General features: G+C 36.5%; 18 protein-coding genes. 7 read left to right on the forward strand and 11 right to left on the reverse strand.

Going from position 1 to position 16,903, the window contains the following annotated elements; translation table 11 throughout:
* The coding region (locus tag GXZ72_03220; GenBank protein ID HHT18551.1) for a hypothetical protein at positions 1 to 1,515 on the reverse strand (1,515 nt) is incomplete at its 3' end.
* Between the two features lie 661 nt (positions 1,516 to 2,176).
* On the opposite strand from GXZ72_03220, the gene GXZ72_03225 reads away from it, so the two are divergent.
* Positions 2,177 to 2,737 carry a thiamine-phosphate synthase gene (locus GXZ72_03225; GenBank protein HHT18552.1) on the forward strand — a complete coding sequence of 187 codons (561 nt, stop codon included), beginning with the start codon at positions 2,177 to 2,179 and terminating at the stop codon, positions 2,735 to 2,737.
* Between the two features lie 337 nt (positions 2,738 to 3,074).
* Positions 3,075 to 4,079 (forward strand): SIS domain-containing protein, encoded by a 1,005-nt coding sequence (locus GXZ72_03230; GenBank protein HHT18553.1) that lies wholly within the window; start codon positions 3,075 to 3,077, stop codon positions 4,077 to 4,079.
* 112 nt (positions 4,080 to 4,191) lie between these two features.
* Here GXZ72_03230 and GXZ72_03235 read toward each other — a convergent pair whose 3' ends face one another.
* The 4 genes from GXZ72_03235 to GXZ72_03250 form a co-directional block, all read right to left on the reverse strand.
* Positions 4,192 to 4,767: an Hsp20/alpha crystallin family protein gene (locus GXZ72_03235; protein HHT18554.1), complete on the reverse strand. Its 576-nt coding sequence runs from the start codon at positions 4,765 to 4,767 to the stop codon at positions 4,192 to 4,194.
* Between the two features lie 133 nt (positions 4,768 to 4,900).
* Positions 4,901 to 5,908, reverse strand: a complete 1,008-nt coding sequence (locus GXZ72_03240) for an NOG1 family protein (GenBank protein HHT18555.1) — start codon at positions 5,906 to 5,908, stop codon at positions 4,901 to 4,903.
* A gap of 119 nt (positions 5,909 to 6,027) precedes the next feature.
* A complete protein-coding gene (locus GXZ72_03245; GenBank protein ID HHT18556.1) occupies positions 6,028 to 6,588 on the reverse strand; it encodes a TIGR00296 family protein in 561 nt (186 codons plus the stop codon).
* Positions 6,589 to 7,962, reverse strand: coding sequence for a TldD/PmbA family protein (locus GXZ72_03250; protein ID HHT18557.1), 1,374 nt, complete (start codon positions 7,960 to 7,962; stop codon positions 6,589 to 6,591).
* Positions 7,963 to 8,237: 275 nt separating this feature from the next.
* Between GXZ72_03250 and GXZ72_03255 the strand changes: the two genes are divergently transcribed.
* From GXZ72_03255 to GXZ72_03270, 4 genes are read left to right on the forward strand one after another with little or no spacing between them, the layout of a single operon-like run.
* Entirely contained in the window at positions 8,238 to 9,788 is a 1,551-nt protein-coding gene (locus GXZ72_03255) for a CBS domain-containing protein (protein HHT18558.1), read from the forward strand.
* The gene (locus GXZ72_03260) at positions 9,785 to 10,177 is read left to right on the forward strand and encodes a 4Fe-4S binding protein (GenBank protein ID HHT18559.1); all 393 of its coding nucleotides are present in this window, start codon (positions 9,785 to 9,787) and stop codon (positions 10,175 to 10,177) included. The genes GXZ72_03255 and GXZ72_03260 overlap by 4 nt, the downstream gene beginning before the upstream one ends.
* 47 nt (positions 10,178 to 10,224) lie before the next feature.
* Positions 10,225 to 10,731, forward strand: coding sequence for a hypothetical protein (locus GXZ72_03265; GenBank protein ID HHT18560.1), 507 nt, complete (start codon positions 10,225 to 10,227; stop codon positions 10,729 to 10,731).
* 21 nt (positions 10,732 to 10,752) lie between these two features.
* Positions 10,753 to 11,253, forward strand: a complete 501-nt coding sequence (locus tag GXZ72_03270) for a GNAT family N-acetyltransferase (GenBank protein ID HHT18561.1) — start codon at positions 10,753 to 10,755, stop codon at positions 11,251 to 11,253.
* 113 nt (positions 11,254 to 11,366) lie between these two features.
* Here GXZ72_03270 and GXZ72_03275 read toward each other — a convergent pair whose 3' ends face one another.
* The 5 genes from GXZ72_03275 to GXZ72_03295 all read right to left on the reverse strand — a co-directional run bounded on the left by GXZ72_03275 (position 11,367) and on the right by GXZ72_03295 (position 15,664).
* Positions 11,367 to 12,524, reverse strand: a complete 1,158-nt coding sequence (locus tag GXZ72_03275) for a DUF362 domain-containing protein (GenBank protein HHT18562.1) — start codon at positions 12,522 to 12,524, stop codon at positions 11,367 to 11,369.
* A gap of 94 nt (positions 12,525 to 12,618) precedes the next feature.
* Positions 12,619 to 13,458, reverse strand: coding sequence for an ATP-binding cassette domain-containing protein (locus GXZ72_03280; GenBank protein ID HHT18563.1), 840 nt, complete (start codon positions 13,456 to 13,458; stop codon positions 12,619 to 12,621).
* 249 nt (positions 13,459 to 13,707) lie between these two features.
* Positions 13,708 to 14,496 (reverse strand): cobalt ECF transporter T component CbiQ, encoded by a 789-nt coding sequence (cbiQ, locus tag GXZ72_03285; GenBank protein ID HHT18564.1) that lies wholly within the window; start codon positions 14,494 to 14,496, stop codon positions 13,708 to 13,710.
* A gap of 165 nt (positions 14,497 to 14,661) precedes the next feature.
* Positions 14,662 to 14,976, reverse strand: coding sequence for an energy-coupling factor ABC transporter substrate-binding protein (locus tag GXZ72_03290; protein ID HHT18565.1), 315 nt, complete (start codon positions 14,974 to 14,976; stop codon positions 14,662 to 14,664).
* Between the two features lies 1 nt (position 14,977).
* On the reverse strand, positions 14,978 to 15,664 hold the full coding sequence (locus tag GXZ72_03295) for an energy-coupling factor ABC transporter permease (GenBank protein ID HHT18566.1): 687 nt from the start codon (positions 15,662 to 15,664) through the stop codon (positions 14,978 to 14,980).
* A gap of 281 nt (positions 15,665 to 15,945) precedes the next feature.
* On the opposite strand from GXZ72_03295, the gene GXZ72_03300 reads away from it, so the two are divergent.
* The gene (locus GXZ72_03300) at positions 15,946 to 16,659 is read left to right on the forward strand and encodes a hypothetical protein (protein ID HHT18567.1); all 714 of its coding nucleotides are present in this window, start codon (positions 15,946 to 15,948) and stop codon (positions 16,657 to 16,659) included.
* A gap of 77 nt (positions 16,660 to 16,736) precedes the next feature.
* Here GXZ72_03300 and GXZ72_03305 read toward each other — a convergent pair.
* A partial coding sequence (locus GXZ72_03305; protein ID HHT18568.1) for a TRAM domain-containing protein occupies positions 16,737 to 16,903 on the reverse strand: 167 nt, incomplete at its 5' end.

Genomic DNA, 16,903 nt, shown 5'->3' on the forward strand with positions numbered 1-16,903 from the left:
AGAAACTTGCAACGAACCTATCTGCACATAATTTGGAAGAACCTTATTCGTCTCAACATAAGACTTGACCCTTCCAGCAGCGCCAATAATATCAGCAATAGTGCACGTAGGCTGCGAATTGGAGGTACTAGAATTGTTGTTAGTAGAAGTGCCATTAGTTGTTGTTGCGGTGTTAGAAGTGGTGTTAGTTGTTGATGGTGTGGTTGTTGTCTGGTGGAAAAACGCCTTGTCAATCAATCCATATCTAAACAGCGCATATCCTGATGCTCCATTGGATATTGCTGATTGTATGTCTTGGTTGATTTCTGATGCGGGTAATTTCACCACGTTACTGTCGCTTTCGTATATTTGTAAACCCGCCACCACTGGTTTGTTTGAATGTTCTACAATCCATTTAGTGGTGGTGCCTATCCATGCTGTGTTCTTGTTGTAGTTTCCCTTGTAGATCATTGGAACAAGGAAATCTAAGTATTTTGAGAGCTCAGCATAGTCCTGGCCATAATAATAACCATTTACACTGCACTCAGGCATGAGTGAAGCAGAAATGGATATTTTCGGGCTGATGGAATATAATGTTTCATCAACTTTTTTTACAAAGTTGGTGATTGCATCTGTTCCACCAGAATGCTTGTAGGCTGTTCCAGGATAACGTACGTAATCGAGGTGAATTCCGTCGATATCGTAATTTTTAGCTAGGCTTGCAATGTAATTTACCAGTGCATCATTGAAACTCGTGTCTGTAGTTGTTATAGTCTTTGTTGTGTATTCTGTGGTGGTTTTGTAGCTGTAGGACCAGTAGTACTTCCATTGGTAGTTCCAATAGGATTTCCAGGAGTATCTCCATACTCCTCTGTATTTATACCAACTTTTGTACCAGACCTTATACCAACTTTTATACCAGTTTTTGGTTGCTACTTTCACTGTTTTGGTGTAGGGTACCTTGACTGTGGTTTTGATAGTTTTCCCGAGGGGATCTACCCATTTTCCATTTTCGTCTATGAAGCAGGAAACCCAGGCATGTACCCTTATTCCAGTTCCGTTTAACTTACTTAGTATGGCTGTCAGGACAGTATTGTAATTGGGAGAAGAAAATCGGTTCGTCTTGACGAATATATCCGTTATTCCGGCATTTAATAATTCGTTTAGATTCACAGCCGATACTTCATCCGCACTGATCCATAATGCGTGGACATTTTGGAATCCATCTGATGCTGCCGCGGTGTTATTTTGAATGGTTTCTGTTCGGTTACTGTTATCTGATGAACTATTCTGAGTACTATTGATAGTTTCTGAAGTATGGTTTAGTTTTTGATTAGTGTCTGAATCATTAACCACAGAAGTGGTTGTATTCTGAATGGTGTATGTGTTGGTGTTGTTTTCTGTTATTTCACTGACATTGGTCGTATTCGCGAAATTTTCTGTTGCGGACTGATTTGGGGTGGCATAGATTATATTAGGGGCCAGCATGCCAACTCCAAGTAGGAGCAGCATAACTAGCAGCAATTGTTGGTTCAATAATATGCCCCCTCAATGTCTGCTTGTCAGTTGAACACAGATAGATGTTCCTGACACATTAAGATCATCCTTTTGAGCATATAAATGTTATCATAGATTTTTGGTAAAAAAAACAACCATATAGTCTTTTTCTTGTTTAAAACGTTTGAAATAAGAACTTTTCATCATGAATCCTTTTTTTAATATTTATTTTCTGCCAACTCCATCAACTTTCACCAGTTATATCATGACCAGTCTGATTTCACGTCAAGATGTAAATCTCGTCAAATCTTATAACTCCACATGGATTTCTGTAAAAATTTGTTACTTATTTTAAGAACAATAATAGTAAAGATCAGTAAACATCCGTAAAAATAATATTAAGTCTTTTATTGGAGTTATAGTGAGAATCATATAAAATTGATACATTTTAAAAAAATTGCCCTCAGTATGCATTAATGAAGAATGTTTTGAATGTCCAATATACAATCTAAAGTGAATTAGAATGAATTAAAGTAAAAAAATAGTTAAAAAATTCCAAATTTCCATTATCTGAATAAATATAAGTTTCCATGCCAATTATTATTTCAAGGATAAAAAAGCTAAAAAAAATTACGCAATTCATTCTATCAGAATGTGGGACACCAAAATTTATATCCAAAATCATACAAACGCTTTTTATATGATCCTAGAAAAGATTGAAAGGGCTTTACAAATACTGGAACAGTCCCCAGAATTTGCAGAAATTATTCCTGAAGTACGTAGCAATATCGTAATGGCCCGAAAGAATGCTCAAACATTAAAAGATGTTGCTGGGATACCAGGACGTGTAACTATTGTAAATGGTATGCCCAAAGCTGTTGCCCGGCCTGATTATGGTGTTTCATCCCATATGGCAAGGCTAGTTATAAGCATTATGAAATATGATCCTGATAAGCGCAGCGCCCTCAATATCAAATATCACCCTAATATAGTGGAGATCTGCCAGAAACTGGGTCTAAAAGTTTCTAGTTATGATCGCAACAAGGAACCCCCTGAGTTTGCAAAAAAAGAGGGAAGTACCATCCCATGGGGTGTGAAAAATGCCGTAGAAAACCTCAAAGATGTTCCAGATGTCATATATCACATAGGAGCTTGGGGAAAAGAGCCAATGATCGTTATTGTCGGTGAAAACCCTGTAGAAGTGGCTAAAATGGCAATATGCATTGCTAAACTTTATCTTAACACAATTGATAAGTTTTAGTGCTGAAAAACTGTTTTTTAAAAATAGTAATCTTGTTTTAAGTATACTGCGAATTCTATGAAAAAAAATCGATTTTCAACACCATAATCTAGTATAGAAATTATATTATAATACAAAGGTAATATATGGGCTATAATTAGAATAAGATTAAAAAAAAAGACAATTAAATCAATAAAAATATAAAATAGGATATTGGAAAAATAAAAATAAAATCATTATATGTTTAAAATTGAATTATTATCCAATAATGTTGATAAAATACTAATAAAAAAATTATTTGGAATTAGTAAATAAATAGCGTATAATTATAATCACTCCTAATTGTTGAGGGATCATAATGCATTATGAAATGTATGAAGAGATGATGGAACAACCTACCTCTTTAGAGAAGACAATTAATGCTGAAAAATCTCATATGAAAGAAATAAGTGAGAAATTCAGAGAATTTGACAAGATATATATGGTAGGGTGCGGAAGCTCTCTATCAACTTGTTTTTCAGCTAATGATGCCATGAAAATGGTATCTGACCGTAACTTGGAAGTATTTACTGGTTATGAATTTTTTTACCATAAAAAACTCCGTAACAAAGATGTAGGAGTTATTTTAACATCCCAGTCAGGAGAAACAGCTGATACCTTAGCTGCCATGAGAAAAGCTCAAAAAGAGGGCATTTACACCGTTTCAATTGTTAACGAAGCAGAAAGCACTTTAATGAAAGAGTCTGATGATGCTGTTTTAACTCTTTGTGGTCGAGAAAATGCTATACTGGGCACAAAAACATATATGACCCAATTAATGAGCTTGTACCATATACTTTTCCATATGGAAGACTCTTCTCTTGCCAGCAATGTTCTTGCAGATATGAAAAAAATTCCTACAATCACCAAAGAGCTTTTAAATAAAACTGAAGAAGAAAATAAAGTTTTGGCCAAAAAATACGCAGATTATGACATATTTTATGCAATGGGAAGCGGTCCCAACTATGGTTTGGCTTATAAACTAGCCATGACCATGTTTATGGAAGGGGCTCTAAAACATGCTTGTCCTTTATACTCTGGAGAATTCCGCCATGGTCTTATTGAAAGAGTGGAAGAAAATATTCCAGTTGTTTTTCTAGATGCAGGATATCCTGGAGATGAATTCACATATAAATCAATCGATTTTTCCAATAAAGTTGGTGCAGAAAATATAATATATCGAATGCAAGATTATGCAGATATTAATCCCCTATTATCACCATTTATACTAGTAATTCCTTTAGAATGGTTCATTTATTACTTGGCACACTATAATGGAGAAGATCCAGGTAGCACAAGACATATAGGGAAGGTAAGATACTGAATTTCAAAATTGAATAGAATTTTTTAAAAATTTTTTAAAAAAAAAGCGTAATATTAGGAAAAAATCAAGAAAAAAAGATGAAATATCTGGGAAACGAGTATTGTTCCCAGAACTATTTAATTTCCAGTTTTTTGCTTTCTGCAACTTTTTTAGGAAGTTTTATGACAAGCATTGCATTTTCAAAATTGGCACTGGCCTCTTTGATTTTAATCTCATAGGGCAATTCCAAATTTCGCACGACTTCACCAAATCCTCTTTCCCGTTTAATGTAATTTATTCCTTCACCCTCCATTCCTTCGGGGAAGGTAACTGTGATGGTTACAGATTCATTTGTTATATCAACAGATAAATTGTCTTTTTCAACACCTGGAAGGTCAGCAATGATAATAAATTCAGTAGGTGTGCTTATTAGATCAACATAAGGGGTGGTAGGCGTACTGTACTCTGTAATTGTCTTCCCAAATTCTTCCTGTTTTTCTCGTAAAGTACTCAATACATCATTAACCATCTTCTCAGCAGTGGCACGTAATTCTTCACCCTTATCTGAAACTGTGTCCTTAGCTTCAGAAGCTTTTTGTTTTACTTCCTCACTTTTTTCTGAAACAGAGTCTTTAACTTCCGCTGCTTTGGAAATGATTTCTTCTTTTGTGTCTTTATTCTTAGTATCTAATCTTTTCTTTTTATCCATTCAAATCCCTCTCATCCCATAATTAATCCAAGTCAGATGCTTTTTGCTGCAATCTGGAGTTCAAATTTTATTTATCCATGAACATGATATTCTCCGTGAACTTGAAATAATACTTTTAACAAGAATTGCTTTCCTATTTAGCCCTGATTTTCCTGTTGAATTCTTGAAGTTTTTCAACTATCAATGATATGCCAGTACCCTCAGATGCAGCGACCATAAGTAGCTCTTCATCAATATCAATATGTTCTTTAATGTACTTAACATTTTCTTCATCTTCCACCAAGTCCATTTTATTTGAAAGTGGAAGGATGGGAATATTCTTGAATATTTTTTTTATTTCCCAGTAAAGGTTTATTTGATTTTCTACATGAAATCCTGATGTTTGAGAGGGATCAAATATAAATAAAATCAAATCTGCTAAGTGTTCCAATGCTACCATGGCATTTAGCTCTATTGGATTCATATCCTGCACTGGACGATCCAATAAACCAGGAGTGTCTATAATTTGATATTTCTGCCAACGTAACTCGAAATGTCCAATTTGAATACCTTTAGTGGTAAAAGGATAATCAGCAACTTCAGGTTCGGCATTGGTAATTTGTCGAAGGAGTGTTGATTTTCCGACATTGGGAAATCCGGCAATAACTGCAGTGGTGGCTTCAACATCCACAGTGGGAATATTACGCAGTTTTTGCCTGGCAAAATTTAAAAAATCAAGTTCTTCACTGATACGGTTCACAACAGAAGCTATTCTGCCAAATGCTGCTCTTCGAATTTGTGCAGCGTCTTCTGGAGGTGATCTTCTTATGCGATGTGTGTACTGGTTCTGCAATTTTTCCAATACACCATTAGCCCAGTTCAATGCTCCCAAAGACTTTTTAAGATCATCAACTCCCACTGCCACATCAATGTAGTCCTGATAGAACATGGAAAGTTCCTCAATGTGGGGTGTTTTCTCCAGAATATCTTCAAAAGTTTCCCTAATAACTTGACAAGCTGTTTGGACTCTTACTTCTTCAATTCGTTTTGATTTTTTCTGACGGTGAATCTTTGATGTGCGAACCTTGGCTGCGGCCTTTTTCGCACGTCGAAATCCCTTATCGAGCACTTCATCAGGTGTAGGTATGTTAGGTAAAAACATTAAATCACATTTTTTTAAAAGATTTTAAAAAATTTTATAAAATTTTTTTTTTTGGATTCTATTTTTAAGGTATAAATAAGTAATAATCTCATTTTTTTTAGACTTGATGTAAAAGATATTTATTCATTGAATATTTGAGATTGGAAGCTATAAATTTTCACTCCATCTTGTAACCAGCAATCAGGAGATAATCCTGCTTTCATGCAAGTGTTGGCCAGAAATTCTTCAGTGTCCCACTTCCATTCCACAGGAACTTGAGGAAGAAGCAAACCGCGGTAAACTCCCATTTCAACAATAAGGCCATCTTCGCCCAGTTTGATTTTTTTCAAATAGTCGATCGGTTTTTGAACTGACATTAGGACTGGTTTGGTAAGAACACTCACCTCCACTTGGATAAGTTTCATCTCATCTGGCGTTACTCTGGGAAAACGGGGGTCACCAGTAGCTGCACCGATGGCAACTTCTATAACTGCCTCTGTCAAGGGTTTAATTGGTTCGGGAAATCCAATGCAACCCCTTAATTCCCCATCTCGGTGGAGTGTGACAAAAACACCCCTTTCCTCTTTTAAGTGAGGGTTAATATCTTGAGGAACATTTATGATCCTTCCATCGTTTAAGTAAGTTTCAATTGCAGATCTGGCTAATTTTACCAGAAACTGTCCATCATCAGTATTTATCATTTACTGGGCACCACCTACTGTTGCTTGGCTGACCCTGGTGTGAGGCCCTCCATCTCCGACAGGAGCGGTTTGTCCAGCTTTACCACAAAATCCAACCCCCATGTGGAAATCCGAACCAACAGCATCCACTTTTTGCAGTATTTCTAGTATGTTGCCTGAAAGAGAAACATCTCGAAGTGGATCTGTTACTTCCCCATTTTCAATCATAAATGATTCAGCAGCATTAAACTGGAAAACACCTTTGCCAGTGTCTACTTGACCACCTCTAGACCCTTTAAGGTATATTCCATTTTTTATATCCTCAACGAGCTCATCAAAATTCATCTTTCCAGGTTTAAGGTAAGTATTGCTCATACGAACAATAGGTTGGTCTCCAATTCCTGAACGTGCATTCCCACTGGACTGGATATTTAGTTTAGCAGCAGTTTCCCTGGAGCTTAAAAGAGATACTAATTTCCCTTCATCGACTAATACATTTTTACTCACTTTTACTCCCTCCGCATCGTAGGCATAGTATCCGAATGCATCCATACTGGCATCATCGATGATAGTAACTAGAGGTGATCCAATCTGGGCTCCGATTTTACCTTTAAGAATTGAATCATTCTGAAGTATGAGGTCAGCCTCAGATGCATGACCTAATGCTTCGTGGATGAAAACACCAGTGAGTTCTGAATCCATTATTATGGGAAAGCGTCCTGACGGCGGAAGATTAGCATCTAGTAGTCTTATTGCCTTATTAGCAGCAGTTCTTCCCATTAATTCCAGATCCTCTTTTTCAATAACCTCAAACCCCTTGGCACCACCAGTACTTTTATGTCCAAACTGAATGCCATTTTCTGATGCTGCCACTGCATTCAGAAACAGGGCCACCCGATTTTCTTCCATTTGTATTGATGACCCTTCTGAGTTCAAAAAATAAGTGGTGCCTTCAGTGTCAACGTAGTTGACTGTGGTGCTTACCACTTTTTCCAAGTTAGCTGCTTGTTCAACCTCAGTCATGGCCAATTTTTTATCTTCAAGAGGAACATCAGAAAGTTTAATCCGAGCATTGGACCTTACTTTGTCAGTTCTAATTTCTGCGGGAGCTAGTTCAACATCACTGGAAAGAGAGTTGGCCAGTTTCAAGGCAGATTCAATTAGATTATCCAGCCGATTTAACTGGTTAGTATATGAAAACCCCCATGCACCATGTTTTAAAACACGCAAACATATACCTTGATCTGAACCTGATCGTATCTCCTGGATTTTTCCATCTTTCATAACAATTACAGTGTTATCACTCTCATTGACTCTTATATCCGCATAGTCTACATGTTTTTCAACTGACTTTAATGTTTTATCCAGTAAGTCCAGATCTAACTCTTTTCTCATGGTATCTCCATTTTTGATATGATCTTCATGACATATAATTTTATGATATTATTTTTTATTATGGTTTAACAAATAATTAGTTAAGATTAGAGATTTTATTGTTAAGGTTATAATATATGAATTTAAGTATGAATTTAGGGCAGAATTATAAATTATTATCCGAAAAAAATATGATATACAATAGTTCTGTTTAAATAGCTTAGAAATCATAAATGTTATGTCATTCCCTTGATAATACTTTTATTATTTATTAAAAAGCACCGGTTGTGAAAAAAGTGAAGACCATTGAGGAAATAAACCAAAAAATCAAAGACGGGGATGCAGTTGTGATCACTGCTGGTGAGATGACCCGTATTGTGCAAGAAAATGGTGCAGAAGAAGCTGCAAAAGAGGTGGATGTGGTAACCACCGGAACATTCGGCGCTATGTGTTCTTCAGGTGCTTTTTTCAACTTCGGACATTCAGACCCGCCCATTAAAATGAGTCGAACATATCTTAATGGCGTGGAAGCATACTCAGGCATAGCAGCGGTAGATGCCTATATAGGGGCAACACAACCCCACCGCAACCCGGATATTGGATTTGATTATGGTGGCGCCCACTTGTTAGAAGATCTAGTGCGAGGTAATGAAGTTGAACTGGTAACTGAGGCTTTCGGAACCGATTGCTACCCACGAACAGATGTACACACTTTCATCAGCTTGGAAAGTTTAAACCAAGCAGTTATGGTTAATCCAAGGAACTGTTACCAGAATTATGCTGTGGCAACCAACTCAACTGAAGAAACTCTTTACACTTACATGGGCACCTTACTGCCTCAGATGGGTAATGTTAGTTATTCCAGTGCAGGGGAACTCAGCCCACTTTTAAATGACCCTTACTTCCAAACCATTGGTGTTGGAACACAAATATTCCTGTGCGGTGGTCGGGGATACATAATGGGCCAGGGAACTCAACACGCAACTGATGGAGAACGTAAGAACGGTGTTCCCACAGGATCAGCTGGCACACTAATGCTCCAAGGTGACTTGAAAAAGATGGACTCTAATTATCTGAGGGGGGCAACCATGCCTAAATACGGACCTACCCTATATGTTGGGGCGGGAATTCCTATTCCCATCTTAAATGAGGAGATAGCTCAACGTACAGGTATCAGTGACCAGGAAATAAGTTGTAAAATCTATGATTATGGAGTTCCACGGCGAAACAGACCCATTATTCAAGAAACAAACTATCATGAACTTAAAACTGGTAAAATAGAAATTAATGGAAATGAAGTTCAGACTTCATCGTTATCTTCATTTAAAAAGGCATTGGAAATTGCTGAAGAACTTAAAAATTGGATAGAGAAAGGGGAATTCTTTTTAACCAGTCCAGTGAAAAGTATTCCAAATAAAGGTTGCAGTGTATCTCCCCTTGAGATTAGAAGGCCATCTATAATGGTTAAAGATCTTAAAATCAAGCCAGTTATAACTGTCAAGGCAGAAGAAGCTATTTCGGGTGTTGCCCGGAAGATGGTGGATAATAACATCAACCACTTGCCAGTGGTGGACCATCTAGGAAGACTCATGGGAATTGTAACCTCATGGGATATTGCCCATGCCGTAGCCAAGGGCAGTAAAAAACTGACAGAAGTGATGACCAAAAAGGTAATCGTTGCTATGGAGGATGATCCAGTGGAGGTCATTGCCCGGCGCATTGATAAACATGAAATATCAGGTATGCCCATAGTGGACCGGGAAAACTTGGTTAAGGGCATGATTACCGCTGAGGACATATCCCGACTTATGTGCTCCCAAAATAATAAGGAAGGTGATTCCCAGTGAAAGCTTGGCTAAAATTTTCACCTAGAATTGTGAGCAAACACGTGATATCTGATTTAATCAAAACCTATGATGTGACCTTCAATATTCTGCGAGCTGATATCACCCCGAAGGGTGGTAAAATGCTTATAGAAATCAGTGGCAGTGAAGCAGAAGAAGGAATAAAATACATGGAAAAAGAGGGAATCCAACTCAACCCTATTAAAAAAGTGGTTAAAAAGGATGAAGATAAATGTGTAGATTGCGGTGAATGCGTCAGCCTCTGCCCAGTAGAAGCTATTACCATTGATGGAAAATGGACAGTGCTGCTGGATGACCAGAAATGCATTGGCTGCGGCTTTTGCATGTCTTCATGTCCTACCAAGGCCATTAAAATTGCTGATTCAGAATAATCTTATTTTTTTCTTTAACATTGTAGAAATCATGTGGAGAAGTTTTAATGGTTAAATGTAAACACTGCGACACTGAAAATGAAGATAATTTAACTCATTGCCAGAATTGTGGGAAAAAACTCTTGGAAACCACTGACAAAAAAAATATTAATAAAATATTGTTTGTTGGACTGGGAATTTTAGGTTTTTTCGTAATAATAATGCTCATATCCTCTTTAATCAACACTCCATGGATTTCTGAGTTTGATCAGGGATTGATTAACTCAGTTAAGAATAACGAATCCAGTGAAAGTCTTATACTTAAAATAAAAGAACATTCAAATATTAATCGAGAAGGGTCTAAAAAAGGTTATGAAGCTATTGTTTCTGGAGAAAAATCAAAGAATAATCCAGAGTTTCTAGATGAAGTTAAGGAAAATTATCATAAAGAATTGGAGTACATTAAAAAGATTGAAAATCTACAAATAAGCTTCGCAAAAAGGGAAATCGATGAAGAAACATTCATTAAAAAGCTCACCATTTTATATGAAGAACAACCTGAACTAGATTACTAGGTCAATGATTAAGGGACAGACATGAATTCAAATTATTTCACAGAATCTGTGAGAAAACTTCGCACAGATGAAAAAATCCCATATGATCTATTATTGCTAGCAGATGAAACAATAGAAGCCATAGATAAATGTATTGAAGATTCTGAAATATATATTTTAGAAAAGCAGCAAAAAATACTTGGAGTTTATGTCTTGCAGTTCATTGATAAAAGAAGTGTTGAAATTAAATATATTGCTGTTGATGAGAAATTCCAAGGGCAAGGTATTGGTACGTTTTTACTGGAAGATGCCATTTTAAGGGCAAAGAAAAATGGGTTTGAAAATATAACCATTAAAACTGGTGATTGTGGAATTAAACAACTCCACTTGTACCAGAAAGTGGGTTTTGAAATATTTGATGTTGAAAAAAACTTCTTCATTGATAATTTTCCGGAACATATCTATGAGGACGGAAGATTATGCAAGGATAGGGTTATACTAAAAAAAATAATTATGAATCTCAAAAAAGAGAATCCAAATTAACTCTTTAAGATCGGTAAATTCCCTTAAAACAATCCTTTTTTAAAAATGATTACGCATGTGGTTGGTAAATTTTTCAAATAATAATATTTCTGTGAATTAACAAAAATCTTAGTCTATTTTTGAAAAAGAGAAGTGAACTTATAAAGCAGACTTTTACCATTATAAATGGCTTTTTCAGGACACATTTCCATGCAGCATAAACAGTTAATACAATGTCCATAGTCAAATTCAGGAATGTATTGATCCTGATCTTCAGTTCGTTGCCCAGGTTTTTTTAAAGCATTCGTTGGACAACTCGCCTGGCATCTCAAACACATTGTACATTTTTCCGAGTCAATAGTAGGCCGGGTATACCACAAACTCATTAACCCCCTAGCCAATGGTCCGGGAATCAGTTCTAGGGTGTGTGAAAGGTTAGACGGCCATTTAAAATCATTAATCACTGGAGCAACACCCCTAACTTCAATATTATTCAGGTCTGCCTCTCCCAGTCCTTGATAGTATGCTAAGCGGTTGGTGGGAATTTTTAGGGGGTTCCGCCCCAGAACATGGGTGATAAAACTGTCCATAGCCACACCATCATTCCCAGCCAGTACCATGCCCAAGTAACGCGGATCACCAGATGAAGGCCCATATCCCTCCATCCCTATAACACCATCCACAATATGGAGACAAGGCGGATTCAATGCGTAGATATCAACCACTTTTTCAGAGAATTTAGATGGTTGAGGGGCTAATTTATGATATTCTGTCTTTAAAAAACCAGGTACAGTACCATAAAGGTTTTTAATAGCGCATGTGAGAATTGTTAGGCTATGTGTTTTGATTTTGGGCAAGTTAATCACTAGGTCTGCATCCAGAACTGGCTTGGCTATATAGTAATCTTGACCATTTCTCTGTTTATGGTAGCTTCCCGAATTTTCAAAATTGACTAATTCAACATCTAATCTTTCACAGACATCAGTGAGTCCAGTTGCATCCCAATATTTGTTAATGTTTCTGTCAAAAGCACCCGGGCTATCCCCCACTTGGGGAATGCCGCCAACTTCTTTCACTAAACTGATGACAGATTCTACTATTGCTGGGTGGGTGGTAATGTATTTATCTGGGCTGCTAGCTTGGAGGAGGTTTGGTTTGAGTAAAACTATATCTCCAGAACTAACATAATTCTTTAACCCGCCCAATGATTCCAAACAAGTTTTCGTTGCAGTGTGAACATCATTAATTGAATAAGATTTACACTCACTCACTGCTATTTCGGTTTTTTCCATTAAAACGCCTTTATATGTCTAAAGTTTTTATTTCGAGAAAAAAAATATGAAAATTAAAACTTTTTTATTAATTAGAATTATTTAAGGTCAATAATTAATATTTTAAATGTTTTAATAATTCTTTTCTGGCTTCTCCAATAGTTAAGGGGTATGGTTTATTAAAGGGAAGACCATCTTCCTTTCCCAGTATTTCCATGAGATGTGCAATCCGGGGTAGTCGGAGATTAGCGTTTCTAATGGTTACTTCATCATTAAAAACTGTTTGGGGTGTTCCTTCCTTAATAATTTGACCTTCATTAATGATATAAACACTTGAAGCATATAAAGGGACTAAATCAACGTCATGAGTGGATATTACTATAGACATACCTTCTTTATTCAATTGGTAGAGTATGCGCAGGATCTGGGATGCTCCTTTAGGGTCTAATCCACTAGTGGGTTCGTCCAGTACCATTATCTCAGGACGCATAGCCAGTATCCCAGCTATGGCCACCCTTTTTTTTTCACCCCCACTGAGGTGATGAGGGGGCTTATTACCGTATCCTTCCATTCCCACTCTTTTCAGTGATTCGTCCACCCTTTTTTCCACTTCATCCTGTTCCAAGCCTATGTTCAGTGGTCCGAAAGCCACATCTTCTGCCACTGTAGGGGCAAAGAGTTGGTCATCAGGGTTCTGGAAAACTATTCCCACCTTCTGGCGAACACGCATCAGGGACTTTTTAGCATAATCCAGGGGTTTTTCATTAACTAAAACTGTTCCAGATGATGGCCTAAGTATTCCATTAAAATGTAAGAAGAGTGTAGATTTCCCAGCTCCATTTGGGCCCAAAAGGGCTATTATTTTACCTTTAGGCGCTTGGAAGTTCACTTTTTCCAGGGCAAGTGTACCATCAGGATATTTATAACTGACATCTTTGGTTTCTATGACATTCATTTTAATCATACCACTGTGAACATTTTTATTACTTGTTGATTATAACTGTATAAAGGTGAATCAGTTGAAATTTAGTTTGGATGATATAAAAAATGATCATTGCATAAAAGACTTTATTCGTTCTAAGAAATTAGAACTTCCACAATATATGAATTTGCGCGGAGGATTAGAGACTACTCAAATTATAAGCCATTACTCTAAAAAGGTACTGATGGATTTGTTCTTGAATTTTCAACCTCCCCTTGATTTTTAAAAGAAACTAAAGTTATTAGTTAAGTATACTCCAAGGAGTAGGATCAGTTCAAATAAAATTAAAAGAGCAAGGTTACGAGTTCCTGCATTTTTAAGGCTATCTGGAGATTTTAATGTTTTCAATGAACCAGTATAGCATCTAGATTCCATGGCAATATGTGCTTGTTCACCTTTAATCCAGGTTCGTATGAATAGGTTGCTGCCTAACATTCCCATAGATTTAAAAGATTTGGGTAGGGACGAATATCCTAAACGTGTTTCCTGGGCATGGTACATGTTTAAAGCTTCATCCAGGAAGATGAAAATGTAACGGTACATTAACATGGCAATTTCCATGACTATCTGAGGTATTTTTAAGCGTTCAAGTTCTGAAAATAGTTCAGTCATGGGGATGGTAAGGGCCAAGAAAGCCATACATGTAAATCCAGCTATAATTCTGGAAAAAGTAAGCAATCCCCGGTTAAAACCGTCTTCAGTTACTGCGAGATTTAATATTCCCAAATCAAAGATATGACCACCTACCCCAAAGAAAAATGCCATGAATATGAATGTTATGAATCCGAAAACAAAGGGTACTGCTAAAAATTTTAGGTAGAACTTCCAAGGGATTTTTGCCTGAGATATAATTAAAAAAGACATCACTAGTACTATTAACAAAGGCACCACCGGAGATGTAGATATAAGACTCACCAACATAGTTGTTATTGCAAAAATAACTTTAAAGAAAGTGTTCATATTTTTAAGGTTATTGTGGTGAGCATAACTATCTAGAGTGTTATCAAACATTTAAAGTGTCACCTTTCATAATACTAGTGTAAATTTCAGTTTTACTTTAGATGTTTTCAATTAATCTCAACACCTACTTATATTTTACTTTAAATAAAATCAATTTTACCTTATAAAAAAAAATTATTCTGGGAGAAATTCATCTCCCTTAATTGTGGTTGAAACTTATTTTTTTGTTTCTTTTTCAATCATTCGCCTTTCTTTGGCACGTCCATAATAGTATCCCAGCACATAACCAATAATAATAGCTCCAATGGCTGCTTGAAGGGCGAAAAGTAAGCTTTCAATCTCACCACTTGGTGGCTCCCAGAAAGACTCAAACCAAGGTTCATATCCGGTTTTTTCTATTGTTTCACTGGCTGCGTCATCTGCTCCGCCAAAAAAACCATCATCTTCACTCATACCATTGTACATAGCTAATGGAATGATGGCGATAATGGCCACTAAAACCAGTAGCACAAGGTATTGTTTATTATTCATCTTAAATCACCGTCTCTACTTTTTCCTTCATTTTAGAGCCAATAACCTTCAAGTTTTCCAAGATATCTGGCCGGAGTTTCATTATGTAGTCGAATATCACCACAGTAAGGAGTCCTTCGGCAATAGCCAGAGGTACTTGGGTTACAGCGAAGATCAACATGAAGTTGTTGAATGCTACCCCAAAACTAGGTACAGGGAAAGCCAAAGATAACTGGATCGCAGTGGTCACATAAGTCATGAGATCAGCCAGGGCTGCTGCTAGGAAAACTCCCAGTAGGGTGGACCCGTTTAACTTCCGAACACCTTTATAAACCAACCAGGCAACTAGTGGGCCAACTATTCCCATTGAGAAAATGTTTGCTCCCAATGTAGAAAGCCCACCATGGGCCAGGAGAAGAGCTTGGAATACTAAGACTATGGCCCCCAGTACACTAGCTACAGCTGGTCCGAAGAGCACTGCCCCTAAACCAGTGCCGGTGGGATGAGAACAACTACCTGTTACCGAAGGTAGTTTAAGAGATGATAATACAAAAACAAAAGCTCCTGAAACTGCAAGTAAGGGTTTTGATTCTGGATTTTTCTCAGTTATTTTTTTTATCTGTAAAATACCATAAGCCACCACTGGAAGTGATATTAAATACCACAATAAACACCATTCCCAGGGCAGGAAACCTTCCATAATATGCATTTTAATCACTCCTCTATTTTCACAATACTTTACTTTTTTAGTGGTATTGCGCTATTTCCAATCAGAAACTGTATAACAACAGTGTAATCAATGATGATAATTATTTATTAGATAATCAGTAAAGGAAATACCACGAGTGTAACCACTTCCATTTTTCAGTATCTATATTTTAAAAACTACCTTATAAAGATTTCACTTTTACTTTAAAAAAAATCAGGCAAAATGGATATCGGAGATGGCATCCATCAAAAAAAATTCATCTTCCAGTTGAAGGTAATTAAATGAAAAATATTAAATTATTAATCATTTTGATAGTTATACTCTCTGCCAATGCGTTATCCATAGTCTTATTCTATGAAACTTTTTTTAATAAGGATAATTTAACTAATTCTACATTTAAGAGTGTTGTTTTAGGAAAAACTGAATATGGTAACGTTATCCGTTACGGCCCTTATGGGAATGTCAGTTCAACAAATAGAATCGTCTACATAGTTGGGGTCCATCCCCTTGAAAACCAATCCCATCAAGCCATAATAGAATCTGTCACCAATCAAAACAGCACCCTGAAATGTTGTTATTATATTTATCAAGTTAATGTCAGCCAAGACCCTGATGACTATGAAAAAGGCAGATCAAACGGTCAGTTACTTGCCTATAAATATGTAGTTCCAGATATTAAGAAGATGTCTGCGGATTTAGTCATTGATGTCCACTCCAATGAAGGAAAGGGAGGTTACCAGAAAATAAGATTTCTTTACATCCCACAAAATCTCCCAAAAACCGAGAAATTAGCATTAGAAATAAAAAACCAAACCAAATGGTTAAGCATATACACTCCCCCCAGTCCCACCAGCCCAAATTATGTGACTATTCCCTTAATAAAAGCCGGAATACCTTCCATGTTATATGAAACTTACACATATGAACCTTATGCTCAAAGCAAAAAACAAGCCAATGAAATAGTATCAATAATTGATAAATTAGATTTTAAATAATACCTACAATAATAAAAAAAAATCCATCTAAAAAAAAAGATCCAAAAAAGGGAATTACAATTCCCTCTCAACATATTCTATTCTACTACTTCAGCAAAGCCAAAGTTCCTTCGGACTGAGTTAATTCTAATTTTAACTTCGTCACCTACTTTAGCTCCAGAAACAAAAACAACAAAACCTTCAATACGAGTAATGCCGTCACCATCTCTACCTAAATCTTCAATTTTAACATCGTATTCTTCCC

It is taken from the genome of Methanobacterium sp. (assembly GCA_012838205.1).
Lineage (GTDB): Archaea > Methanobacteriota > Methanobacteria > Methanobacteriales > Methanobacteriaceae > Methanobacterium.

Coding starts and splice junctions, on each gene's coding strand:
- GXZ72_03290 (HHT18565.1), bottom strand. CDS start 14,976: ATGAATAATAAACAATACCTTGTGCTACTGGTTTTAGTGGCCATTATC.
- GXZ72_03300 (HHT18567.1), top strand. CDS start 15,946: ATGAAAAATATTAAATTATTAATCATTTTGATAGTTATACTCTCTGCC.
- cbiQ (HHT18564.1), bottom strand. CDS start 14,496: ATGTTTGATAACACTCTAGATAGTTATGCTCACCACAATAACCTTAAA.
- GXZ72_03245 (HHT18556.1), bottom strand. CDS start 6,588: ATGATAAATACTGATGATGGACAGTTTCTGGTAAAATTAGCCAGATCT.
- GXZ72_03230 (HHT18553.1), top strand. CDS start 3,075: ATGCATTATGAAATGTATGAAGAGATGATGGAACAACCTACCTCTTTA.
- GXZ72_03280 (HHT18563.1), bottom strand. CDS start 13,458: ATGAATGTCATAGAAACCAAAGATGTCAGTTATAAATATCCTGATGGT.
- GXZ72_03250 (HHT18557.1), bottom strand. CDS start 7,962: ATGAGAAAAGAGTTAGATCTGGACTTACTGGATAAAACATTAAAGTCA.
- GXZ72_03225 (HHT18552.1), top strand. CDS start 2,177: ATGATCCTAGAAAAGATTGAAAGGGCTTTACAAATACTGGAACAGTCC.
- GXZ72_03295 (HHT18566.1), bottom strand. CDS start 15,664: ATGCATATTATGGAAGGTTTCCTGCCCTGGGAATGGTGTTTATTGTGG.
- GXZ72_03235 (HHT18554.1), bottom strand. CDS start 4,767: ATGGATAAAAAGAAAAGATTAGATACTAAGAATAAAGACACAAAAGAA.
- GXZ72_03275 (HHT18562.1), bottom strand. CDS start 12,524: ATGGAAAAAACCGAAATAGCAGTGAGTGAGTGTAAATCTTATTCAATT.
- GXZ72_03270 (HHT18561.1), top strand. CDS start 10,753: ATGAATTCAAATTATTTCACAGAATCTGTGAGAAAACTTCGCACAGAT.
- GXZ72_03240 (HHT18555.1), bottom strand. CDS start 5,908: ATGTTTTTACCTAACATACCTACACCTGATGAAGTGCTCGATAAGGGA.
- GXZ72_03265 (HHT18560.1), top strand. CDS start 10,225: ATGGTTAAATGTAAACACTGCGACACTGAAAATGAAGATAATTTAACT.